Consider the following 23338-nt stretch of genomic DNA (forward strand, 5'->3'; position numbering starts at 1 on the left):
TTTAGGAATCTATGGCTCTTATAACACGGGCCAGCTTGGGCACCGCCAACTGATAGCTTGGATGTAATTCCATTCTTCTCGCTACACCAGTTGCTCTATCTGTACAATTTTAAAACACGCCCTAGAAATCTCAGCAACCGTTCATCCTCCAAACCCTCTCTTTGGGCGATTGTGGAAATCGCTCAATGAGTATGTCGAGGAGCGCAATGCCGAAAGTGTTACAGTCACAGAAGTAAACGAGAAAGGTGGCGGAATCAGCACTCAAATCGTCCAACTCATACAGGGAATACTCGCCAACCCAAATTATGAACCAGAAACAGTGCCAGCTATTGGTGACGCTGCGATATTGATGGCTGCTGATGGCTATGGCAAAGGAAAGGTTGTGGGCGAAAAAGATGGGGATGAAATTATCATCCGAACTTTAGATACCCAGAAGCACTTCAAATTCTTTAAAGATCCCGACCCGCAGGAATTGGCCGAGCGTGCCACACGAGCATTTGCATCGATAAGCTCTGAGCGAAACATGAAGCACAATGAAGGTCATTAAAGAGTATGTGCGGGCGTTTTTTGTGAGCAGCGAAGCGCTTGTGTGGGCTGTTGCTCTATGTGTGTTCGTATTCTTTGAGAATAGAATAGACGATTTACTTGCAGTTTGGGAGCCTTCTGAGGACAAGGTAATGTGGTCAGCGTCGATTCCCATTGCGATAACGGTCTGGATTATTAGCGCGTGGAAAACGACCTTGTTTCAGGATGCCGACAAACAGTTTTTGCTTCAAAAGTGGCCGGATTTTTGGCGGTTGGAGATTGTTCTAATTTGTGGCGTGATCCACGCTGTAATTTTTTGTCTTGTGGCTGTTGTTGCCGTGATGTTGCCGTCCTGGAATCCGCCTTCGTCGCTAGCAGTCATCGCTTTTCTATCAGCGGTAATAGGATTGTCGGTTGATGCCCTCACTTTTTATAAAGCAGATATTGTATTGGCAAAAGCGGTGAGAACTTTCGAAGCAAACAAAGGCTAGATTCGTGCATATTACCTAATAACTTGAAATCCGTTATTTCGGTTCCGATTCAAATAACCATGGCTGCTCCCAATCTATCCGGCAAGAAAGTCAGCATTCCAGAGTGGAAACGGTGGGCAAAGCATTGACCGGTGGGACGGTGAGGAAGCCTGAAGAAGAGGAGACGGGGAACACTGAACGCTGAATAATGAACATTGAATTCCGGACGGCCTGATGTTCCTCAGTTCCAGAATCGGGGGCGAGAAAGATTGCTTCGGACTGTTCAGGTCCGGCGGCGTGCGCGTGACGGGCGACGCGAGGAACGGCGGGGGAGGCGGGACTTGGCGAAGAGGGGGAGACTTGGGGACTGGGAGAAGAGGAGACTTGGGGACTTGGGGACGGGGAGACGGAGGGAAGTGTCAGGCTTGCCGCTTGGTGGTGGCGTTTTTTTGACTCGCCGCGTCTCACGGCTAGCTTTCCCCACATGAAGCAGCCTTCAGAAGAGCAGGACCCGGAGTTCGAGAAGGATCTCCAGAGGTTTTCATCCCCGCAGGCCTGCCATGAGTGGCTGACCCAAGATCTGGCCCATGCGGAGGCTTTCATCGAGGTGACGCGCGAGAAGATGCAGGAGCGGGGCGAAGACATGTCCGATGAGCAATGGGCCGAACTGCAAGCGCTCAGCCGACAAATGTGGGGTGAAATCGCCGATGAGATGATTCCATTGCACTACAATCCTCTCGTGGACCGGTTTTTGGAACTCATCGCTCAGACCAGCCTCAGTGATGAGGAAGAGGCTGAAGTGAAGGCCATGGCACCCAAGCTCAACCGCCTCATCGACATGGCCCTCGATCTCGCCGAACCCCGGCGCACCGAAGTGATGACCACCCTCACCGCCACTCAGCAGGAACTGAACAAGCTGCTGAAGTATCTGGAGGATTGAGGGGAGAGGCGGCTTTGGCGCGAGACGAGGAGGCTTTGAGAAGAGGAGACGTGGAGAGCCGAGGCGACTGGCGGGAGCCGAGACAGACTGAGCAAAGCGAAGCCCAAAGGGCGACACGAGCGTGAGCGCGAGGGAGTCAACGGGAGACGTGGAGAGCCGAGGCGACTGGCGGGAGCCGAGACAGACTGAGCGAAGCGAAGCCCAAAGGGCGACACGAGCGTGAGGCGCGAGGGAGTCAACGGGAGACTGGGGAGACGGGGAGACGGGGAGACGGGAAGGTTGGGATGGGATGTGAACATGTTTTTGCCAAATGCCCGGCGGCGATCCCTTGACCCGCTACAGGACAATGGGGACGAGCAGGTCGAGGACGCCCGTGGCGGCCTCTCCACCGTGGCGCTGGCTCCTTCGATCATTCTCTGCGAGTCGTTTGAGGGCATTGACGCTTTTACGACGAACCATTACCATCATGCGCATGAGCACGAAACAACTCAGCCTTGGCAGCTTTGCGGCGCATTGCATCGACGAGATCAAAGCCGTGGAGCATGGCGACACCATCATTGAGATTCTCAACAGCGGCAAAGTGGTGGCCGTGCTCAGCCCGCCGCTTGAGGAGGAGCCGGCGGGCACTTTGGCAGATTGGATCGGGAGTGGTGTTGGCACCATGTCCTACGGCCCTGACTATGATCCAGACGAGCCAGCCTTCGCTCCCGAAGAATGGGAGGCCTTCCAGGAGGCGAAAAAATGACCGGCCCGTAACTGCTCGACACCTGCGCCTGGCTGGATGCCTTCATCGCGCCTCAAAAATTGAGGCCCGAAGTCCGCTCGCTTATCAACCAGCAGCCTGTTTTCAGCATCGCTGACATCACCCTGCTGGAAGTGGTCCGCAAAGCCGAGGTTGGCGATCTGATCCTGGGCGTTTCCTTGGAGCGGTGGTTCGAGATCGCACTGCCTGCACGGCGGAGTCTTGTCCTCCCTATCACCCCCGGGATCGCCATCGAATGCTCCCGGCTTCCTGCTCCATTTCACAAAGACCCGGCCGATCGCCTCATCGTTGCCACAGCGCGGTTCCATCAGTTCACGGTCATCACATCGGATCATAAAATTCTCGATTACCCGCACGTCCGCAGTCTGTCCTCTCGATAACTCCCTCGCTCACTTTGTGCCCCATCTTCAAGTGCCTTTCTCGCGGGAGCGCTGGCCGTGGAAAACCTGAGGGTCAGCGGGGGACGATGCCAAGGTAGTTGCGGACGGTGCTCCAGCCGGGGTCGGCGTGTTCTTGTCCGTCGGCGGTGCGGTAGTAGAGGGCGGAGGAGCGGCCGCCGTCGAGGTTGAGAGCCCGATGCACCTGGAAGCCGGGCACCAGTCCGGGGGTGGCGAGGATTTCGCCGAGTTCGCCAAGACTGACGCCGTGCGCGAGGCCGAGGAGCCAGCGATGGGCGCCGTCGGTGGCGATGAAGGTGCGGGTGGTGTGCTTGACGCGTTCGAGGCCGGTGACCGGACGCGCGGCATCGACGAGGCGGGGGCCGGCCTGGAGCAGATGGCGGGCCTCCCGGGTGCGCATCTCGGCATTCCACAGCAGTTGCGGACGGGCATCGACGACGACGGCGCCGGTGAGCAGCGGGCCGGTCTGCCAGGCGCCGATCTTTTCCCCGTCGGCGATCATGAGGCCCATGGGCTTGAATTCGGGAGTGAAGAAGCCGCCGTTCACACCGGCGACGGCTCCTGCTTTGCGCATGCATTCGGTGATCTTGCCGCCGCCGGACCAGTCCTCGGGCTGGTCGATGACACGGAGGTCGCAGTCGCGGTCGTCGAAGAGGATGAGCTGCAAATCGACAGAGTGGCCGCCGCGGCTGACGCCGAGCGTCATGGCCGTGGCATTTCCGCTGAGCGGCTGGCCTTCGGCGGGGGCGTCAAGATGCCAGTCGGAGGGGGCGGGGACGGGAAGGTGATCCGCAGCGGGCTGCGGCAGCGATGCATCCGCGACGGGAGTGGCACGCGGAAGGTGGGCGCAACTGGCGAGCGTGAGCGTGACCGTGATGACAAGGAGGCGGCGCATGGGATCAGCGCAAAGAGGCGAGCTTCTTTTTCATCGCGGCGAGGGCGCGTGCGCGGTGGCTGAGCTGGTTTTTCGTCTCCGCCGGAAGGGTGCCGAAGGTCTCCGTGAAACCGTTGGGGATGAAGAGGGAGTCGTAACCGAAGCCGCCTTCGCCTTCCTCGCGGGTGATGAGGGAGCCTTCGACTGCGCCGTGGGTGACGTGCAGGACTTCGCCATCGCGGGCGAGCACCATGCAGCAGCGGAAGCGGCCTGCGAAGCGTGAGTACATGGCTCTGCGGGCGAGCTCTGCCTTGAGCTTGGCGCGGTTGTCGGCGGCGGTGGCGTTTTCGCCGGCGTAGCGGGCGCTGCGGACACCGGGAGCGCCGCGAAGGGCATCGACCTCAAGGCCGGAATCGTCGGCGAGGACGAGGAGGCCGGGAAGCTGCCGGCTGCCGCTGACGGCCTTGATGATGGCGTTTTCCTCAAAGGTGTCGCCTGTTTCCTCGTCGAGCACGATGCCGGGATGGGCGCGGAGATCCTCGACCTGCCATGCGCCGCCGAGGATGGCGGCGACTTCTTCGGTCTTGTGCGAGTTGGAGGTGGCGAAGACGAGGCGCATGCGGAAATGACGAATGACGAAACCAGAATGACGGAAGAAACCCGAATGACAAATGCCAAAAGTCCGGGCTCGTCCACCCGTCTCCGACCCTTTTCGTCATTGGATCGTGACCATGAGTCTGTCATTCTTCCACATGCCGGGCGCGTTCATGGCCCTGCTGCTCAACGCATGAGCGGCTCCAGCAGGCGCTCCTCGGTGACGAGGCCGAGCGGGGAGTGCCGTGCATCGACGACGATGGCGAGGCGGCGGCCCTGCTTGCGCATGCGCTGCAGGGCGTGGAGGGCGGGGAGCGCGGCGGGGAAAGTGTCGAGCGTCCGCATGTGCTGGCGCACGAGGCGGTCCGCAGGGATTTCGGCGGGCAGCGCGGTGGTGTCGAGCACGCCGATGAAGGCGCCGTTTTCCCCGAGCACGGGGAGCAGGCTGCTATTCTGCTCGCGCGCGATGATGAGCGCGGTGCGCACGGGCATCTCGGCGGAGAGGGCGATGCTGCGTGTGAGGGGCTGCATCACATCGGCAGCACGCAGTTTTTTGTAGTCGAGCACACGCTCGATCAAATGGGTCGCGATGGGGGAGAGCTGCTGCTGGGAGGCGAGCTCGTTCGCCAGCGCCTTCAAGTCATCGCGTCCGCGTGACTGGCGGGCCTCGCTGGGCGCTTCCGCGGTCTCGGCGGCGCTCTTTCCCGTTGCAAAAGCGCGGAACAAAGGCCGCGCAAGCCCAACGAGGTGCACCAAAGGCGAGACGCTGCGCAGCGAACGGAACGGGTAGCGGCGGAAGAGTTTTTTCGGCATGACCTCCAGTCCGATGAGGAGCACCGGGAGCGCGAGCACGAAGGCGATGGCGTAATGCCACACGCTCGCGTTTCGCAGCAGGGAGAGCGCCAGGATCGCGAACGCGGCGAGGTTCGTCATGTGGTTGGCGACGGTGATGCAGCCGATGAGCGCGTCGCGGTCCTCCAGCAGGGGCAGCAGACGGCGCGCGCGGCGGTCTCCTTCGCTGGCAGCGTGGCGTACGCGCACGCGGCTGACGGCCAGCACCGCGCTCTCCAGCCCCGAGAGCATGAAGGAGAGGGCGAGGCAGCCGATGAGGAGAATCCAGATCATGATGAAATCAGAATGAGGAATGACGAAACCAGAATGAGGAATGACGAAGTTCAGAATGGGGGAAGGGGCATCATATCTCGCCGGACTCGTCGGCGGGGCGTGCTTTGAGGCGGAGCTCGAGCTCCTGGATGCGTGCGCGGACAACGCGGCGGACTTTGATGTCGGCCTCGGCGACGGTGATGCGCTCGCCGGGTTTCGGGACGTGGCCGAGCTGGTTGAAGACAAATCCACCGATGGTGTCGATGCCGCCGGAGTCGAAATCGAGCTCAAGCTCTTCCTTGAGGTGATCGAGACGCGTGCCGCCGTCCAGCAGGTAACGACCGCTGCCGAGCTCGCGGATCTCCGCGGCCTCCCCGTGCCAGGGCGCGGCCTCGTAGAGCAGCCAGTCGGCGATCTCGCGGCGGGTGATCATGCCTTCGAGGCCGCCGTATTCGTCGGCGATGAGCACGGGCTGGTCGTCGCTTTGCAGGTGGTGCTCCAGCGCCTCCAGCACCGGCATGGTCTCGGGGACGAAGGATGGAGCGCGCGTGAGCGAGCGCCAGTCGGGCCGGTTGGCGAGCTTCCATGCGGTGGTGTCGATGACGCCTTCGACGGAGTCAGGCGTCTCGCCATAAACGATGACAAACCGCCCGGCGGCCTTCTCCAGCGCGCCGGTGACCTTGCTGTCCGCGTCCTCGCTGCTGATAAGGACGAGATCGACACGGGGGATCATGCAGTCGCGCACGGTGAGCGCCTCGATGTCGAGCGCCTCGTGGATCATGGCGCTCTCATCGCCATCGAGAAGTCCCTGCTCCTGGCGCATTTCGACGAGGGTCTCAAACTCGTCCCGCGTGACGGGCAGGCGCGTCTTCACATGACGGGTGACGAATTTTTGCAGCAGCAGGTCCGTGGCGCGGTCCGCAAAGGCGGTGAAGGGATCGAGGACGACGCGCAGCGGGTTCAGCAAACGCAGGCTGCCGAGCAGGACCACGGAGGGATTGCGCGCGGCGAAAAATTTCGGGGCCATGTCTCCTAGCAGGACCGTTGCCAAAAACAGCACGGATGACGTCAGCCACGGATTCCAGCCCAGCGTACGCAGCGGACCGGTGACGATCCACAGGCCGAGCGCGGCGAGGGCGAGATTCAGCGCGGCGGAGAGCAGCAGCGCGCGGTGGAGATGGGCGAAGGGATTCGCGGTGACGGCGCGGAGTTTTTTCGCCACGGAGCCCTCGCCCGCCGCGAGGAGCTGGGCCTCGACATCGCGCGCGCTGTGAATCGCCGTTTCCGAGGCGGAGACGACCGCGAGGATCAGCAGCAGATTCAAATAAATCAGGAGGGCGACGAACAGGGACATCGAGGGGAGACGTCTCAGAGTCAGCGGAGGCGGCCCGGAGGGTCAAGGTGAATTACGGGACCGGGTTCTGTGTCTTCGTGCTTGCCAATGTTGCGGCTAATTGATAGCAACTGCGTACCACCATGCGCTCCATCCTTTTTTCACTGCTCGTTTTCACCGCCGCCGGCCTGCAGGCCGCGGACAAGCTCAAAGTCCTCATCGTGGACGGCCAGAACAACCACAAGTGGGACATCACCACGCCGGTTTTGAAGCATGCGCTGGAGAGCAGCGATGCCTTCACGGTCGAGGTGAGCACGACGCCGCCGAAAGGAGCGCCGAAGGAGGCATGGCAGGCGTGGAAGCCGGTGTTCAGCGAGTACGCGGCCGTGGTGAGCAACTACAACGGCGAGCCGTGGCCGCAGGCTGTGCGTGACGCGTTCACGAAGTATGTCGCGGATGGCGGCGGCTTCGTCTCCGTGCATGCGGCGAACAATTCCTTCCCGGACTGGAAGGAGTACAACGACATGATCGGCGTGGGCGGCTGGGGCGGGCGCAACGAGAAGTCCGGTCCGTGGCTCTATGTGAAGGACGGGAAGCTGTTCCGCGACACGAGCGCGGGCAACGGCGGCGCACACGGCCCGCAGCATGAGTTTATCGTCGAAATCCAGAGTCCCGATCATCCGATCACGCGCGGCCTGCCGAAACGCTGGCTGCATGCGAAGGACGAGCTTTACAGCAAGCTGCGCGGACCTGCGGAAAACGTTGAGGTGCTGAGCACGGCGGTTTCCGACCTCACGGCGGTGAACGAACCGAACAACATGGTGCTCGCCTACCACAAGGGCCGTGTGTTTCACACGACGCTCGGTCATGCGGACTACTCGATGCTGGACCGCGGCTTCTACACGCTGCTGCAACGCGGCACCGAGTGGGTGGCGACCGGCAACGTGGAGCGCACGGCAGCGGTGCCCGCGGATTTTCCGACGGAAACGACCGTGAGCGTGGTGAAGCTGGAAGGCTATCCGAAGCAGGAAGCGCCGAAGCCGAAGAAGAAATAAGAGCACAACAGACACACTTGTGTGTCGTGTGAGAAGCGAATGCGTGGAACCGACGAACAAGAGTGTCGTCGTACTTTCAAGCTCGCGCGGCTCCGATATCGCGGGCGATCTGCGCCTTGAGTTCGTCGAGGCCGTTGAATTTCATCTCAGGGCGCAGGAATCGCGTGAAGCGAACTTCGAGGTCTTGGCCGTAGAGATCGCCGCTCCAGTCGAGGAGATGGACTTCGAGCGAGGGATCGGCGTTGTCGGCGATCGTGGGTTTGCGCCCGAGATTGGCGACGGCTGGCAGCCATTCACCGCCGAGGCGCGCTTCCACGGCGTAAACGCCGAGCGGCGGCAGTTGCTCGTTTTCGATCTCGACATTGGCCGTGGGGAAGCCGAGCTGGCGTCCAAGTTTGCGCCCTTCGACGACGGTGCCGAAGACAGAATACCGGCGTCCGAGAAAAAGCGCGGCTCTGGCAAGGTCCCCCGAGGACACGGCCTCCCGGATGAGCGTGCTGCTGACGACTGAGCTGTCGATTTTCAAAGGAGGCACGCCATACACGGCGAAATCGTGCCGCTGGCCCAGTTCCATGAGCAGATGAATGTCGCCTTCGCGTCGGTGACCGAAATTCCAGGTATAGCCCACGGAAATGCAGCCCAGCGGCCGGGCGGCTTGGACGAGTTGCTGGATGAACTCACGGGCAGGCGTTTTGGCCGTCTCCGTGGTGAACGGACACGTCAGCAGGAAGGGGATGCCGATCTGGGAGAGCACAAACTGCTGATGACGCGGGCCGCAGAGCAGTTTCGGCGCAGAACCAGGGCGCAGAACATGTGCGGGGTGCGGATCAAACGTGACCACGAGAGCGGTGCCATGATGCTGGGTGGCGTGCTCTTGGGCGGCTTTGATGACTTCCTGATGTCCGAGGTGGACGCCGTCAAAAACTCCGACGGCGAGCGCCAGCGGTCCTTGGATGGCGGAGAGCGCGTCAATGGAGCGGAGAACCTGCATGCGGGGAAAGCCTGCCTTCTTACCTGCGGCTCACGCAAACCGCAAGGCTGGGGCCGGTCCTGCCAGCGGGCAGAGGCGGCCGTCTTACTTCAGGTTGCTCAGGGTGCTCCAGAAGGAGGTGAGGGTGCTTTTGTGGGCCAGTTTCAGGGTGCTGGTGACGCTTGTGTGGGAGGCACCGGCCATCTTGTTCATCACTTCGCCGTAAGCAGGCATCAAGGTCCAGCCAAGGGTGATTTCTTCGTTTTGGGAGGCGGTGAGGGTGGTGTTCGTTTTCATATGATTCGTAGATTTGAGAGTTTTGAGGCTTTAGGGGAGTTGATTCGCGGATTTGAAGGGGATTTGCGTGTTCGTGAGTGAGAATCGAGTCACAAAAATGAGAATTACATGCCAAAGGGATGGCGGGGGGTGAAGCCAGCATAGCTGCGGCTCTTGGTGCGCCAGCGGGGTCCTTCGCCAGTGCATTGGCCGCTCGTGTCCATGCGAAGACCGCAGATGGTCATGAAAACATGTTCGCCAGGCTTCACCCAGATGGTGATGAAGCGGCCGACGCCAGGCTGGCCATAGCTGGCGAACTCCTTGCTGGACAGGCAGCGGTTCAGCAATCCTGCCTTGATGAGCACATAAGAAGTGCTGCTGGAGCAGTCATAAGCGCTGTCTTCGATGTTGCGATGGCCGCCGCCCAGAACGTAGGGCTTGTTCTGGAGGGTGTTGGCGGCGTAAACGGCGAATTGGAGAGCCTTCGGGGCAGTCGCTCCGACGCTGGCGAAGCGGCCGTCGAAGCGGATCTGGGCGTTGCCGACCGCAGGAGCGGCAGCGGCGGCGCGTTGAGCTGCGGCGCGCTGGGCGGCAGCCTGTTGGGCAGCCTGCTGCTGGGCGTAGTAGTTGGCCCAGGCCTGAGCGTTGGCCTGTTGAGCGTGGTAGTTGGCCCATGCTTGGGCGTTGGCCTGCTGCTGAGCGTAAGCGGCCTGGGCCTGGGGGGCGGCATAATATCCGGCGGCGTAGTAGCCATTCTGAGCGTTCGCGGCGGTGGCGGCGAGGAGGCTGGCGGCGAGAGCGAGGCGGATGATCGTTTTCATGGCTGCGTGAGTGGTTCTTGATTCTGCTAGTATTTATAACAGAAATTAGAATCACTGCAACAACCATTTCAGAAATAACTCATAAATTTGTAAATTTGATAAAACGAGGCGCTCGACTTTTACCCAATTAATTGTTTATCAATGAATTAAGGGATCCGCAAAAATGAGCCTGTGTGTCGGCTTGTTATGGAAAAAACGAAAAAACAGCGAAAAACAGGCTAAATCGGGTGCTTCTCGGCTGCATTTTCTCGAAAATTCGAGCCCAAATGCCGCATGCCCTCTCCTCAATTCTAATTCTTGCGCTCTTGAGAGCGTCTGTGAGAATCGCTGAAATGAATTCCAGATTTCTCTCCGCCTCCCTTCTCTTCCTGCTCCTGCCTTGTGCGGTCCCTTGTTGGGGTGCTGAGGAGGCACCAGCCGTCGCGCACTATTATGATGAGGTCGGCCAGCGTCATCTGGCGATTCAAAGCCTCGGCGGAACGCGGGTTAGCGTCAGCCTGCGCTGGGCGATGGATCCTGGCTCCGCGGGCACTTGGGCGGGCAATGGGGAGCGTCGCGACAACCAGATCCTCTTTGCGGCGACTGTGGATGAGGGGCAGGATCGTGGAGCCTTCTTTGTGACCAAAGGAGGCGAGTCGAAACTGGAGGTCAGTTTTCGCCCAGGGCAAAAAATGCCCCAGGACCCAGGCATTCTGGGGGTGTATCGCCGGGCGAGTGACGAGAAACGCCTGCAACTGCTGCGCAAGGAGGCGCAGGCAGCGGATGACCGCCTCGCGGCCGCGTCGAAGAATGCCAGCCGCACCTGGCCTGCGGCAGACAAGCCGGTCGCGGCTGACTGGAAGTCGAACTGGCCCGCGCTGCGTGAGCGCTGGATGAAGATCGCCTACCAGCCGCCTGAACCTGCGAAGCCGAAGCCTGGAGTGCTGATGCCTGCTCCTGCCAAGGGCGCGCTGTCTGACAAGGACCCGGATTACTGGCTGAAACTCGCCCAAGCCACCGCGCTCGGCTATTTCTTCATGCAGACACCGCCTGACGGCGCGAACACAGGCGCTTGGGATGGCGACTACGATGACGGCTTGGGCGGTCGCGTGAGCATCCGTCAGTCGAAGGATGGTAAACTTCGCGTGAATCTCTCCTGCACGCGGGTCGGGGACATGCAGGCGGCGGATTTGTCCGGCGAAGTGCCGCCTCAAGCCGTGAAATCAAAAAGTGGCGAGCATTCGGCGGAGGCGGTGTTCATGGAGCCCGAGGTGCCGGCGGATGCCAAGGAGGTGCGTGTCACCCTCCGGCGCAAAGGCGGCTTTCTATGGGTGCAAACGAGCCGCAAAGCATCCCCGCCAGGGAGTTTCGCCTGGTTTGACGGCATCTACCGCTGGATGCCCGCACCGGTGGAGTGATCAGGCCTTCTTCTCGGGCGGCGCTTCAAAGAACGAGGCCAGCGCAAGCAGGATCGCCGCGCAAACGACGCAGGAGTCGGCCACATTGAACGAAGGCCACGGATGGAACGGCGGGAAGCCGAAGTCGAACTTCAGGAAATCGACCACATAGCCGTCGAGGAAGGTGCCGGCGAACAAATGGCCGCCGTCATGCGTGCGGAACAGGCGGTCGGTGAGATTGCCGAAGATGCCGGACACCAGCAGCGCCACGGCCAGACGGCTCAGCTTGCCGGGGAAGAGCCCTTTGCCATGCATCACATAGATAAACGTGAGCGCGGCGAGCGAGACAAACGTGAACGCGTAGTTCGCATACGCCGTGCCGTTGAACATGCCGAAGGCCACGCCCGTGTTCGCGGCGTGATGCAGCCAGAAAATGCCGGGGATCACCTCCTGCTCGTTCTCATAGAGACGAAAGTTTGCCACGATCCAGCTCTTCGTGACCTGGTCGAGGATGTAGAGCGGCAGGGAGAGCAGCAGGAAGAGGCGGATCATGAAAAGAATGACGAAACCAGAATGGCGAATGAAGAATCAATGACGAAGCAACGAAGAATCAATGACGGAAAGTTGCGCCGCAGGGTGCATTTCGGGCTTCATTCCTCATTCTGGTTTCGTCATTCCGAAGAGGAGGTTTTCACGCCGGCTGCAGCACCACTTTGAGCAGTCCTTCCTTGTTGTCGTAAAGACGCTTGAACCAGCCCGCGCCTTCTTCGAGCGGGGCCACGGCGCTGAGCAGCGGCTCGACCTGAATGCTGCCATCTTGAATGCGGCGGATCGCCTCGGGATATTCTCCGGCGCAGGAGCACGAGCCTTTGATCGTGATCTGGCGAGTGACGACCTCCTGAAGAGGGAAGGGGGTGTTTGGCTGTAGATTGCCGATGAGGACGACCTGCCCGCCTTTGCGCACGCTGCGGATCGCCAGATCGAGCGGTGCCGCGGCGCCGACGACTTCAAAGCTCGCATCCGCGCCGTCACCGCCGCAGATTTTGCGGAGGTGCATCGCCAGGCCTTCCTGCTTCGCGTTGAAGACTTCCTCAGCGCCCAGCTTGCGGGCGAGTTCGAGACGCTTGTCATCGAGATCGACGGCGATCACCTTTTCCCAGCCGCGTGCCTTGAGCGCCTGGATGACAAGCAGGCCGATCAAACCGGCTCCCACCACCACGGCGGTGCCGCCGTTTGATTCGCCTTCGCAATCACACCCCTCGCAGCTCTCGTCACCGCAGGTCTTTTCCACGGTGGTGAAAGCCTCGCCCACCTCCACGCCATCGGCCAGATTCACCGCATGCAGCGCGATGGACACCGGCTCCGCAAACGCCGCCTTCTCATAAGAGAGCGCGTCGGGGATGCGATACAGGATGCGTGTCGGCAGCGCGATCTTCTCCGCAAAGCAGCCGTGGCGGCGATATTCGCCCGGCGAGACACCCAGCACACGGCGGTTCGGGCAAAGATTCACAAAGCCGGCTTTGCACTCGTCGCACTCGCCGCAGTATTCGGTGGAGTCGAAAGTGACGCGATCACCGAGATTCCAGCCGTTCACGCCTTCGCCCAGGCCGATGATTTCACCCGCGGCCTCGTGGCCCATCACGATCGGCATCTGGCGCCGTCCGCTGCGGCCGTCCATGCCGTGAATGTCGCTGCCGCAGATGCCACAGGCCTGCACTTTCACCAAAACCTCGCCTTTGCCCGGCGTCGGGTCGGGGAAGTTCAGGTCGTAATTGAACTCGGAAGGGGCGGTGAGGACGAGCGCTTTCATGGGAGCGGCGATCATGCCGCGAGTGCGCCCGCTGGCAAGGAAGTTCGCCGCTCACTCCTCGCCACCGACCTTGCCGCGCCCTTCCTTGATTTCCGCCCGGTGGCGTTTGCCCGCCACATAGCGGCGTTTCAGGCCGCGCGGACGGTCCCGCGTCTGGCGGCGCTTCTTTTCGCGCTCATTCTGCGCGTCGAGCCGCACCTTTTGAAAAATCGCCTCCAGTCGGTCGCACAGCTCGTGTCGGGCCACCAGACGGTTTTGCGACTGCGAGCGTTCGCGCTGGCAGCGCACCTCGATCCCGCTCGGAATGTGCCGCAGCACCACGGTGGAGCTTGTTTTGTTGATCTTCTGGCCGCCCGCGCCCGAACCGCGGATGAACGACTCTTCCAAGTCCTCCTCGCGGATGCGGAGCTTCTTCATGCGTGTCAGCAGCGTGCTGTCGTCGGGGAGATCGGCCATGGCGGCAGTTTCAGGGCAGGGGAGTCGTGCCGCAACTGCCACCTTCACCGTGTTTGCATCCCGCGCATGGCCCGCTATGTCTCGCGGATGGAAGAATACCACCGCCTGCTGCGCAAAGTGCTCGAACACGGAAGCTACCGTGAGGACCGCACCGGCACCGGCGCGTACTCGGTTTTCGGCGAGCAGAGCCGTTACGACATCAGCACGCATTTCCCCCTCGTCACCACGAAGAAGCTTCACCTGCGCTCGATCATTCATGAGCTGCTCTGGTTTCTGAAGGGAGACACGAACGTGAAGTATCTCCAGGATAACAAAGTCACCATCTGGGACGAATGGGCCGATGAAAACGGCGACCTCGGACCGGTTTACGGGGCGCAATGGCGTCGCTGGCAGGGCGCGCCGGATGCGGAGACACACGATCAGATCGCTCGCCTCATCCACGGCCTCAAAACGAACCCGTATTCACGCCGTCACATCGTCAGCGCCTGGAACGTGCCGCACATCGAAAAGATGGCCCTGCCGCCCTGCCACTGCCTGTTCCAATTCTTCGTCGATCGCGGCAAGCTGAGCTGCCAGCTCTACCAGCGCAGCGCCGATCTCTTCCTCGGCGTGCCCTTCAACATCGCCAGCTACGCGCTGCTCACGATGATGGTCGCGCAGGTCTGCGACCTCCAGCCCGGCGAGTTCGTCCACACCTTCGGCGATCTGCATCTCTACGCGAATCATCTTGAGCAGGCCAGACTCCAACTCACCCGCGAGCCACGTCCGTGGCCTGTGATGAAGGTCAATCCTGCCATCAAGGACATCGACGCCTTCCGCTACGAGGACTTCACCCTCGAAGGCTACGACCCGCACCCCGCCATCAAGGCCGAGATCGCGGTGTGATACGTGGCTTTTTGTCCTGCAATGAGGACGCCCTTCGTGTTTTTTCGGAAATTTAAGTACTTCCAGCCAAGCCGTATTCGAATACCCGGTCGGCTGGGCGCTGAATGATTTCCCGCAACTCATTCGGTCATTCTCTTCTGGCTTACACCATCCCCCTTTTTGTCCCCGGTCCCAACCTGTGAGGTGGACTGAGCGTGCTTTGGCATTTGTGTGGTCGGACAGACGGTTCAAGAGGCAAATACACCCTTCTTACATCATAAAAATTGTCACTCGAAGCATCAGGATGTCAGGGTCATGAAAATTCGTCTTTATGAGATTCCAATGCCTCTTTGCGGTTGTTTTATCGCTCTTTATAAATGCCCAAAGCATTTGGGCCGCCAGCGTTCTTATTGAAACGCCTGGGGCTTTGGCATCGTCAGGACTCCGCCCCATTTCCGTCCCTTACAATGCGATTGGACACATGGCTGAGGTACGCGTCGGTCCCAACCCGGTCACCATCGGTGGGATCGGCGTCATGGGGCAGCCGTTACTCACCAGTAAGATTGCCTGGGTCGTCTATTCTGACATCGATAAATCCGCGCCCATTTTTCGAACGGACGCGGTCACGCTGGCGGCTGGAGCCAGGCAATGGTACGACTCGATTGATTATGGGCAGGATTTCTCATTTACCCTTCAGGCAAGTCAAAAGTACTGGATTGGCTTTGTTTTGGACACCAGCCTGGAATCTTTCCTCTTCTTTTACAACGATAGCTTTCCACCACCAAGAGATGGTCAATCAGTCACCCAAAATGGCCTGACTCTACCGCTGGAAAATGCGGCAAATCCGATCGGGACATTTAATGATCCGCGCATCGGACTAGGAACATCCACTGCTCAACTTGGAGTGAGACTTTACGAAGGGGTGCCAGTCCCCGAGCCCGCCGGCCCATTGCTTGTGTTAACAGGTTGCACCCTGCTGGCTTTTTCGCGCCGCCGAACTCCGAGGTAAATAGGGGGGGCGCTGTTGTTAAAAAATGGCCAAATGAATTCCTGAGATCGCCGCGCACCAAACCAATCGGATTGTTCATTTCTGTTGCCCGAATGTCCTGAAGCTGGTCGCGTCCGTCATTCCTGCCTAACGCCACCGACTTTCAGCACCTGGAGCTTCTTGCCGATGGTGTGGCGCTCGAGCTCACGACCGCCGGTGGCGGCCTTGATGATGAAGGTCTGGCCGATTTTCGCGGGAACCATCACTTCTTCACCAGACTGCAGCGAGCGGACGAACTGCTCGTTCTCCGCGCCGGGTGAAAGGCCGAAGATGCGCACCGCGCCGGTGTGGTTGTTGGTCACGACGACCTCGGCGGGATCACCGGTGTTTGGCGGCGGTTTGACGGCCGTGGCGGAGGCGGGCAGAGGTTTGGGCGGTGGCATGCCGGGATTTTGCGCAGCAGGCACAGGTGTCGTCTGCGGCATGGTGCTGGCGGGCGTGACCGGGGTGATTTTGGGCAATGATCGCGATGAAGTGGATGAGGAAACCGGCAGCGTGGATGACGGACGCTTGGCGGCGAAGGCAGGTTCGACGATGGAAACGGGCATGATCGTGTTTGCGGGGCGTTTCGTGTCTTTGGCGGCCCCGCAGTCAAATTGATCGAGCAATTCCTCACGGCGCGGCTCCAGCGGCAGGTCGCAGTAGGTCTTGAGCGCGTTGCAGCGGCGGTCGAGATCATCAATCTCCGGCGTGGTGAAGGCAGCGGGATCAAACGGCGCGACGCGCTGGCGGTCGAGCGTGTCGAACTCGGCGGCCATGCGCTCACGCTGCTGGAGTTTGAGGTTCAGGCTGGCCTGCGCGGTGCCCGCCTCCCGCTGGAACTGGTTTTGCAAGTTCGCGATCTGCGCGGCCATCTGCGCGTCCTGGGTCTGGATGGCAACCATCTGCTGTTGGAGTTGTTGGATTTCGATCTGATGCTGCTGGATTTCCGCGAGGACGGCCTGCGCGTTGCCCATGCCCGGTTGCATTCCAGGCTGCATTCCAGGCTGCATGCCCGGCACCTGCGTGACCACCGGCTGCTGGGCGGCGGCGCCACGCAACTCGACCTGGTCCTGCGCCATGCAGGCGGAAATCTGCTGCATGCGTGCCTGCATGGGAGCGATCTGCGCGGCGATCTGCTGACGCTGCTGCATGAAGCCGAGAATCTGCACGCGATACTTCTGGTCGGCCGCGTTCACCGTGGCCTGCAAGGTCTGCAACTCGGCGTCGAGCGCGGCCACGTCCTTGCTGATCGCGGTCTGGCGCTCCGCGAGGCGTGCGACCTCCGCGTTGCGTTTTTCAGTGACCTCGGCCATCAGCTTGTTGCGCGCCGCGTCCTCGGCGGCCTTGAGTTTGCCGTATTCCACGGCCACATGGTCGCGCGCCTTCGCGCACTCGGTCTGCAGCCCGCCTTTGAGCGCGGAGAGCAGCTCGCTTTCGAGCAAAACGGCCTCGCCCGCACCGACCTGGTCCTTCCACGGTCCTTTGATCAAACCTAGCGCGATGCCGCACACATGCGCGGTGTCCTGCGAGGCCGGTGTGACGGTGCGTGTGGAGTAGTGGTTCTGAACCAGCGAACGAATCTCCCTCACCGCTTGCGCGGGCTGGTGCAGGCAAAGGTTCATCCACAGGCGCGCTTCGCAGGCACGGTCCCAGACCGCGCCTTCGGTTTTCTTGCCGATCGCGGCTGCGAAACTCTGCTGCGCGCCGCTGTAATCCCCGGCGCTGAGGCGGGCGAGTCCTTGCGCGTAGTTCAGACCGCAATCCACCGGCCCGGCCTTCAACGCCCGCTGCCAGGCGCGGTCGCAAGCGGCCTTTGCCTGCGCGGATGGTCCCCAGCCTTCATTTAACATCGCGCGCACATAACCGTGCTGCAGCTCGTTGCAGGGCTGGAGCTCGAAGATGACCTCGCCGTCCTTGTCACACTTCACGGTGAGCGGCCCGGTGAAGGGCTCGCACTCCGGCGCGTCGATGGCGACGGTGTAGCTGCCTTCGCCGAGCATTTTCGCCAAGTATTCGCCCTTCGCGTCGGTCACGAAGGGTTGATTCACGGGCACCGGCAGACCGCCCTGCGGTTGAAGGATGAGTTTTGCGTTCGCGACCGGAAGCCGTGCGTCATTCGCACGGTCTTTGCCGCTGCTGATCACTTTCACGACCAGGATCGCGAGATCGCAGCGGTCGCGCTTCGGCGGTGTCTTCGACAGCAGGAAATCATGCACATATTCCAGCGTGGCCTTCGGCACGGTGAAGCCGCGACCGGCGTCTTCAGTCGCAAATCCGGCGGCGCTCACGCGATAGGCATAGTCGGCAGGCGGCAGATTTTTGATCTCGTAGTAGCCGCCGGGCGAGTTTGCCGTCGCCGTGGCCACCACGGTGCCGCCGGGGCCGGAAAGCAGCTCAATCTTCGCGCCGGGGATCGGCCCGAGGTTCTCACCTTTTTCATCCTGCCCGTAAACGCGACCATGCACGGCGGGTTGGACGATGTTTGACTGCGCGGGGTTGCTGCCGGGATTCGCTTCTTTGGTAAGCAGAAAGTCATGCACAAACTCACGCGTGTCCTTCGGCATCGCGAAGCCGCGCAGTTCGTCCTCATCGCGAAAACCGGTGGCCGTGACCTTGTAACGGTACGCGCCGGCTGTCAGTGTCGCGATTTGGTAATAGCCGAAGCTGTTCGTCGTCACCGTGGCCGCCGCGCCGCCCGTCTCGCTTTTCAATTCGATCGTCGCGTTCGCCACCGGCCCCAGGTTCTCTCCTTTCTCGTCCTGGCCGTAAACACGACCGTGCACACCGCCGTCGGCGGCATTGACGAAGGAAGCGCAGAGGAGGATGAAACATGGAAGCAGCGTCTTCATGGCATGGGTGGGTCAGGGGCCGGGAACGAGACGCGCACCGATCACGCCGACAGCGTCCGTGGCATCTGTGGTGGTGAGAGTGATCATGTACGTGAGCGTGACATACATCGTGCCGGTGGCGCGCTGGGCGGCGTAAAGTGCGGGCACAAAGCCGAAGGTGGCCGCATTCCAGGGCGGTGGGGGCGGAGCCACGAATGCCCCCGGATTCAGCGGGTCCAGCGGGTAGGCATTGAAGTTCCCCACGTCCATCGCCCCGGCAAAGCGCAGCGGCATGTCCACAAGCACCAGCGGTGTGTTTTTGGCCAGCAGAAGGGGGGCGACCCCGGTTTGCAGGGTGAAAAACGGCACCGCACCTGGGGGCGGAGGCATCAGATTTCCCGCGGCACCGCGGCGCAGGGGGGCATTGCTCAGCTCAACACGCGCCAGCACGGTGCCAGTCGTCGTGGGAGAGGATCCGCCGACGAAACCCACGTGCGCCACCGCCCGCATGCCTGCCTGTGCGAGTGGTGCCGGGATTAGCCCCTCAAAACGGATCGTGATCTGCTCTGTGCCATTCCCAGTGGGCCGCACCGCCGTGCTCCACGCTGGCAGCGTGGTCGCACCAGGGATGTTTTCATGACTGGCAAACAGCAGCCCAAAGTGCGTGCCGTGCTCGGCAGTGAGACTCCAGGCGCTGCTCACCGCCAGCGGATCGGCCAGCGGCATGGCCGCCCAAGGGGTGAACGGCGGCGTTACCGCAGGCGTGACCTGAAAACTCGGAGCAGGTGCATGCGCAGCTCCAGGTGGGGGAATAATCGGGCCGCGGCGGAGGCCAAAGAGAAAGTTCGGCAGCGGCGTGCCTGCCGGGAAGAGCGGCAGGATCGAGCCGTTCGCCGCCGTCAGCACATTACCCGTGGCGCTGAGAGCGGTGACCCGCGGCTGCACGTAAAGATAGGATGCCTCCGCCGAGCCCGGGATCAGCAAAGGGGTCACCGCGGCAGCATTGATGGCTGGCATCACGACGCTCGTGGCACCTGCGGGCACACCGAGGAGAGTGGACATGGGAGTGATCAGCACCGGCACCGGCTTGTGCGGCAGCACGGCGAACAGATCGACCCGCCATGAGGCGACGTTCGAGACATTGCCGCCCGCAGTCCAGTTCACCGTCACAGAATCCCCGCCACGCACGATGGGCGTCGTGGGCGCGATGCGCACGCCGCTGATGAGCGGCGCGGCAGGCGGAGGCAGCGGGAACAGCAACTGCGCAACAGTATTGAGCAGCGGCAGCAGTCCGCCGCCTCCACCTGGCAGAGGCAGTCCGCCCGGCAAAACGGTGCGTACCGGTGGCAGCAAAGGCGGCGGTGGCAGGCCAATCGGCGGTCCGACGATCGGCGGCAGCACGGGCACCTGCGGCTCGGGTGGCAAAACGGCGGGAGCCTCCGCCAGTTTCATGCCTGAGTTCCACACTGGCACCTCGCCCGGCGTCGGTGTGGCGCGCACGAGGTCGCCATTTTCATCGAAATGCGTCGCTGGGGAGAGCCAGAGCACCGGCAGCGTCTTTTGGTCGTCGGCCTGCTTGTCACTGTCATAGACGACCTGCCCGTCCACCTCGAGCACGACGCGCTGGAACTGTGCGCGGTCGGGAATCTTGTTCATCGGCGCTCCGCTGCCCACGATGCCGATGCCCGGCGCGGCCAGCGCTTCCTTGGGAAGCGGATTCATCGCGAGTTCGAACCCCGCGATGTCAAACAAGCGCGGCTCGCTCGCATCGCCCAGCGGATCGGCCTCCGATGAGAGCAAAAATTTCCGTGCTCCGGCCACGAGATAAACCGGATTACGCGTGCCCTGCTGCGGACCTTTGCCACCGGTCAGCGTGACGCGCAGGCTCTCCACCTTGGTGCCCGGCATCGACGCGGGAGTGAACTTTTCATCCGCCTCCTCATGCCATGGCACCGCGCCGACGACACGACCGCTCAAAGCGCGCACCAGCGCGTGTTCGACCTTCAACTCGGCCTTCTCGGCATCCGTCAGCGTCGTCTTTCTAGTCTTCGCCTCATACGCCGGCAGCATCTTCATCAGGCTCTCGCGGCTGGAGGCCAGCTTCTTCTGCGCGTTCACATCCACCAGTCCGTTTGCGGCGAAAAGTTTGCCATTCACCTCGATGCGATAACCCGCCAGCACCCAGTCCGTGCGTCCTTGCGACGCGAATCCGATGCTCTGTAGGTCGCCGCACTTCACACCGGTCAAAAGCTGCTGCGACGTGCGCAGCACATCCGTTCCAGCGCCGCCTTCCTTTGCAGAAAACTCAAACGTCGCCATTTGCCCCGGCTGGATCGCCTCCGCCATGCCTTCCAGCGACGATTTGTGCGGAAACGCCGCGAACGAAGGCTCGTGCCTCACTCCACCGAGCGGGTACAAGCGCAGCGGAAAGCCAAGCCCCAGATGCACGTCCACCGGCTCGCCCAAGGCCGCGCCCTCCGTGCCAACGCCGAGCGTGATCTTGATCGACTCGATCACCTCATCTGGCGGCAGGCTGCCCATTTCAAACGGCGTGCGCGGCAGCCCCTCGTGCTTCACCGGTTCCTCGACCACATCCGCCGCGGCGGGGGTGCTTTCAGTCGTTACGGACGAAGGCTGCTGTTTCATTTTGCCCAGCAGTGAAGGATCGACCTTCATCACATAAAGTGCTCCGGCTCCAGCGGCTCCTCCAAACAGCAGTCCCAGGAACAGTTTGCCCCATCCCGATGAGGCTTTGCGTGGCAGATCCGAAGCGTCAGTGGAATCTTCTCTCATGGCAGTGTCGCGTGAAAAATCGACCGGCATCCACGCAGACCCGCCGCGTTGAATCTGGGCCGATCATAGTCTTCGGTCCTGCCCGGGCGCAATGCTTATCTCGAGCGCCAAGGCCGTGCGAAGGGACACGGCATCAATGCCGCCGGTCAAAACACCTGCTGCTCAAAACTCATCGCGCGCTCAGTCCGGCAGATTTTTGCGCACCACCTGCATGCTGGCGGCGAACTTGCCCATGACGAAGTCACGCGCCTTCGCGGCCTTCGCCTTTGATCCGGCGGGATCTTTGGCCATGGCGAGCACGGTATCGGCCACGCGGGCGAGTTCGTCCTCCTTGTCGAGGTCGAAGAGCCACTCGTTCAGGCCAATGTCGCGCCACATGAAGCCCTTGCTCGTCTGCTCGGCCCAGCGGCACACGATGGCGGGAATGCCGTTGCCGATGCACATGATCGGGCTGTGCATTTCGTGGCCGAACAGGCCCGCGCTGCGGCGATAGGTGCTGATCGCCTCGTCGGTGAGCCAGTAGTTCTCGCGCCACACGACGCGGGCCTTCACATCCTCCGGCAGTTTGTCGTAGAGCATCTCCTTGTTCACCGCCATCTGCGTTTTGTCCTCGGGACAGAGCAGGATTTTGAGGTCGGTCTGCTGGATCACCTTCACAATCGCATCGCGCAGCGGTTTGCAGTCGTGCTCCTTCATTGCCTCGTTGCGCGCGTGCTTCGTCTCGTCCTTCGCCGCCTTCTTTTCCGGCAGCGTCCAATACGGTGTGAAGCGCAGCCGGGGAATGCAGCACAGGAACTTGCCTTCTTCGAGGCCGTTGGCCTTCAGGAACGCCTCCGCCTTCGCGTCGTCCTTCAAATCGACCGCAAAGGCTCCGTCGGGGCCGAATTCCATCAGCGGGCACGTGCAGCCTTTGCTTTTCGCGAGTTCGAGCGACACGGAGTCGCGGAAATACGCGAACTTCGCGCCGCTGAGCACGTCGATGGTCGAGGAGATCGACTTGTCTGAAGACGGCGTCGTGCTGGTTGATCCCTGCGACGAGGACGTGATGCCATAGACACCGTAGGGCTTGCCGGTGGCCTTGCGCCACTTCAAGACGTCATTCTGCGCCACCAGCGAAGGCCCGGAGCCGTGCAGGAGGAAGTCGCATTCGTCGAAGGACTTCTTCACCTCCTCGCCCTGAATGATCTTCACCTTCGGAAAACGTGCCGCGAGCATCTCGGCCACGCCGTTGTCCAACTTGCTCGGCCACAGCCGCACCTCGACCTCCGGCAGATGTTTTTCCAACAGCGCCAGCACACCGGGCGTGTGCGCGATGTCGCCGATGTTCACCGTCTGCCACGATGAGCGCAGGATCAGCCGCTTCGGCTTTTCCGCCGCGATGGCGGAGATGAAAGGCAATGCGACGGCGGAACGGATGAAATGGCGGCGGTTCATGAGGTGATGAGAATGCGGCAGGTTGCCGGGCAAACACAAGTCTGAAGCAGCGTTCTTTTGGACACGGTTTGCGGCGGTTTCTCAAAAAATGACGCAACAGCCGCGTTGCACTCGCCCGCATTCCACGTTCTCATGGTGTCATGAACAGCCGATTTTTCTCCAGCCTTCTGTGCGTCCTTGTCATCGTGTCCTGCGCCACGCAGCCGGACCCGGAAACGAAGCCCATGGGCGAGAATGTGCTCACCAAGGAGCAAATCCGTGCCGCGAAGCGCGTACCGGTCGATTTCGTGACGCATGTGAAGCCGGTGCTGGAGCGAAAGTGTGTGATGTGCCATAACCGCAAGGCGCTGCCCGGTCACATCAGTCTCGAAAGCCGCCGCGAGGCGCTGCGCACAAAGACGCTGGGCACTTACATCGTGCCCGGACATCCGGAGACGAGCCTGCTGGTCGCCAACACGGCCTCCACCCATCAAAACGTCAGCGTCATGCCCGCCGTGGGCGAGCGCCTGACGAAGGATGAATACGCCATCCTCAACAAGTGGGTCAAGGAAGGCGCGAACTGGCCTTCGGGTGCCGCAGGCACGCTGGAGATCGTTCGATAATCAGATTTTCCAATCTCTGGCA

Annotated in this window: 23 protein-coding genes; 10 read left to right on the forward strand and 13 right to left on the reverse strand. The window is 61.4% G+C overall.

The features are described from left to right. Nucleotides 1-169 precede the first annotated feature (169 nt). The 5 genes from ACILSE_RS21360 to ACILSE_RS21380 all read left to right on the forward strand — a co-directional run bounded on the left by ACILSE_RS21360 (nucleotide 170) and on the right by ACILSE_RS21380 (nucleotide 3078). Entirely contained in the window at nucleotides 170-547 is a 378-nt protein-coding gene (locus tag ACILSE_RS21360; RefSeq protein ID WP_395719472.1) for a hypothetical protein, read from the forward strand. After that, a complete protein-coding gene (locus ACILSE_RS21365) occupies nucleotides 534-1016 on the forward strand; it encodes a hypothetical protein (protein ID WP_395719473.1) in 483 nt (160 codons plus the stop codon). Before ACILSE_RS21360 ends, ACILSE_RS21365 begins: the two co-directional genes overlap by 14 nt. A gap of 463 nt (nucleotides 1017-1479) precedes the next feature. Next, nucleotides 1480-1935 carry a hypothetical protein gene (locus ACILSE_RS21370; RefSeq protein WP_395719474.1) on the forward strand — a complete coding sequence of 152 codons (456 nt, stop codon included), beginning with the start codon at nucleotides 1480-1482 and terminating at the stop codon, nucleotides 1933-1935. A gap of 472 nt (nucleotides 1936-2407) precedes the next feature. Then, a complete protein-coding gene (locus tag ACILSE_RS21375; RefSeq protein WP_395719475.1) occupies nucleotides 2408-2680 on the forward strand; it encodes a hypothetical protein in 273 nt (90 codons plus the stop codon). A gap of 11 nt (nucleotides 2681-2691) precedes the next feature. Beyond that, the gene (locus ACILSE_RS21380) at nucleotides 2692-3078 is read left to right on the forward strand and encodes a type II toxin-antitoxin system VapC family toxin (protein ID WP_395719510.1); all 387 of its coding nucleotides are present in this window, start codon (nucleotides 2692-2694) and stop codon (nucleotides 3076-3078) included. 73 nt (nucleotides 3079-3151) lie between these two features. Here ACILSE_RS21380 and ACILSE_RS21385 read toward each other — a convergent pair whose 3' ends face one another. From ACILSE_RS21385 to ACILSE_RS21400, 4 genes are all read right to left on the reverse strand, one after another. Beyond that, nucleotides 3152-3991 carry a phosphodiester glycosidase family protein gene (locus ACILSE_RS21385; RefSeq protein ID WP_395719476.1) on the reverse strand — a complete coding sequence of 280 codons (840 nt, stop codon included), beginning with the start codon at nucleotides 3989-3991 and terminating at the stop codon, nucleotides 3152-3154. 4 nt (nucleotides 3992-3995) lie between these two features. Beyond that, nucleotides 3996-4589: a non-canonical purine NTP pyrophosphatase gene (locus ACILSE_RS21390; RefSeq protein ID WP_395719477.1), complete on the reverse strand. Its 594-nt coding sequence runs from the start codon at nucleotides 4587-4589 to the stop codon at nucleotides 3996-3998. Between the two features lie 161 nt (nucleotides 4590-4750). Continuing rightward, nucleotides 4751-5689: a CNNM domain-containing protein gene (locus ACILSE_RS21395; protein ID WP_395719478.1), complete on the reverse strand. Its 939-nt coding sequence runs from the start codon at nucleotides 5687-5689 to the stop codon at nucleotides 4751-4753. A 70-nt stretch (nucleotides 5690-5759) separates the two neighbouring features. Next, on the reverse strand, nucleotides 5760-7022 hold the full coding sequence (locus ACILSE_RS21400) for a CNNM domain-containing protein (protein WP_395719479.1): 1263 nt from the start codon (nucleotides 7020-7022) through the stop codon (nucleotides 5760-5762). 122 nt (nucleotides 7023-7144) lie between these two features. Here ACILSE_RS21400 and ACILSE_RS21405 point away from each other — a divergent pair, with 122 nt between their 5' ends. Next, nucleotides 7145-8056, forward strand: coding sequence for a ThuA domain-containing protein (locus ACILSE_RS21405; protein WP_395719480.1), 912 nt, complete (start codon nucleotides 7145-7147; stop codon nucleotides 8054-8056). A 76-nt stretch (nucleotides 8057-8132) separates the two neighbouring features. On the opposite strand, the gene ACILSE_RS21410 is transcribed toward ACILSE_RS21405, so the two are convergent. The 3 genes from ACILSE_RS21410 to ACILSE_RS21420 all read right to left on the reverse strand — a co-directional run bounded on the left by ACILSE_RS21410 (nucleotide 8133) and on the right by ACILSE_RS21420 (nucleotide 10123). Next, nucleotides 8133-9047: a bifunctional riboflavin kinase/FAD synthetase gene (locus ACILSE_RS21410; RefSeq protein WP_395719481.1), complete on the reverse strand. Its 915-nt coding sequence runs from the start codon at nucleotides 9045-9047 to the stop codon at nucleotides 8133-8135. 84 nt (nucleotides 9048-9131) lie between these two features. Further along, complete coding sequence (locus ACILSE_RS21415; protein ID WP_395719482.1) at nucleotides 9132-9323, reverse strand: hypothetical protein; 192 nt, start codon at nucleotides 9321-9323, stop codon at nucleotides 9132-9134. Nucleotides 9324-9427: 104 nt separating this feature from the next. Continuing rightward, nucleotides 9428-10123, reverse strand: coding sequence for a hypothetical protein (locus ACILSE_RS21420; RefSeq protein WP_395719483.1), 696 nt, complete (start codon nucleotides 10121-10123; stop codon nucleotides 9428-9430). A gap of 332 nt (nucleotides 10124-10455) precedes the next feature. Here ACILSE_RS21420 and ACILSE_RS21425 point away from each other — a divergent pair, with 332 nt between their 5' ends. Beyond that, nucleotides 10456-11520 (forward strand): hypothetical protein, encoded by a 1065-nt coding sequence (locus ACILSE_RS21425; protein WP_395719484.1) that lies wholly within the window; start codon nucleotides 10456-10458, stop codon nucleotides 11518-11520. Here the strand turns inward: ACILSE_RS21425 and lspA are convergent, their stop codons facing one another. The 3 genes from lspA to ACILSE_RS21440 all read right to left on the reverse strand — a co-directional run bounded on the left by lspA (nucleotide 11521) and on the right by ACILSE_RS21440 (nucleotide 13765). After that, entirely contained in the window at nucleotides 11521-12051 is a 531-nt protein-coding gene (lspA, locus tag ACILSE_RS21430; RefSeq protein WP_395719485.1) for a signal peptidase II, read from the reverse strand. A 139-nt stretch (nucleotides 12052-12190) separates the two neighbouring features. Continuing rightward, a complete protein-coding gene (locus ACILSE_RS21435) occupies nucleotides 12191-13309 on the reverse strand; it encodes a galactitol-1-phosphate 5-dehydrogenase (RefSeq protein ID WP_395719486.1) in 1119 nt (372 codons plus the stop codon). Nucleotides 13310-13360: 51 nt separating this feature from the next. After that, nucleotides 13361-13765 (reverse strand): peptide chain release factor-like protein, encoded by a 405-nt coding sequence (locus ACILSE_RS21440; protein WP_395719487.1) that lies wholly within the window; start codon nucleotides 13763-13765, stop codon nucleotides 13361-13363. 87 nt (nucleotides 13766-13852) lie between these two features. Here ACILSE_RS21440 and ACILSE_RS21445 point away from each other — a divergent pair, with 87 nt between their 5' ends. Continuing rightward, entirely contained in the window at nucleotides 13853-14650 is a 798-nt protein-coding gene (locus tag ACILSE_RS21445) for a thymidylate synthase (protein WP_395719511.1), read from the forward strand. A 310-nt stretch (nucleotides 14651-14960) separates the two neighbouring features. Next, nucleotides 14961-15638, forward strand: coding sequence for a PEP-CTERM sorting domain-containing protein (locus ACILSE_RS21450; protein ID WP_395719488.1), 678 nt, complete (start codon nucleotides 14961-14963; stop codon nucleotides 15636-15638). Nucleotides 15639-15754: 116 nt separating this feature from the next. Here the strand turns inward: ACILSE_RS21450 and ACILSE_RS21455 are convergent, their stop codons facing one another. The 3 genes from ACILSE_RS21455 to ACILSE_RS21465 form a co-directional block, all read right to left on the reverse strand. Then, on the reverse strand, nucleotides 15755-18508 hold the full coding sequence (locus ACILSE_RS21455; RefSeq protein ID WP_395719489.1) for a collagen binding domain-containing protein: 2754 nt from the start codon (nucleotides 18506-18508) through the stop codon (nucleotides 15755-15757). Nucleotides 18509-18520: 12 nt separating this feature from the next. Then, nucleotides 18521-21280: a hypothetical protein gene (locus ACILSE_RS21460; protein WP_395719490.1), complete on the reverse strand. Its 2760-nt coding sequence runs from the start codon at nucleotides 21278-21280 to the stop codon at nucleotides 18521-18523. A 180-nt stretch (nucleotides 21281-21460) separates the two neighbouring features. Beyond that, the gene (locus ACILSE_RS21465; protein ID WP_395719491.1) at nucleotides 21461-22714 is read right to left on the reverse strand and encodes a polysaccharide pyruvyl transferase family protein; all 1254 of its coding nucleotides are present in this window, start codon (nucleotides 22712-22714) and stop codon (nucleotides 21461-21463) included. 140 nt (nucleotides 22715-22854) lie between these two features. On the opposite strand from ACILSE_RS21465, the gene ACILSE_RS21470 reads away from it, so the two are divergent. Next, complete coding sequence (locus ACILSE_RS21470; protein ID WP_395719492.1) at nucleotides 22855-23316, forward strand: c-type cytochrome domain-containing protein; 462 nt, start codon at nucleotides 22855-22857, stop codon at nucleotides 23314-23316. Nucleotides 23317-23338: the final 22 nt, after the last annotated feature.

This window comes from Prosthecobacter sp. (assembly GCF_044236155.1).
Lineage (GTDB): Bacteria > Verrucomicrobiota > Verrucomicrobiia > Verrucomicrobiales > Verrucomicrobiaceae > Prosthecobacter.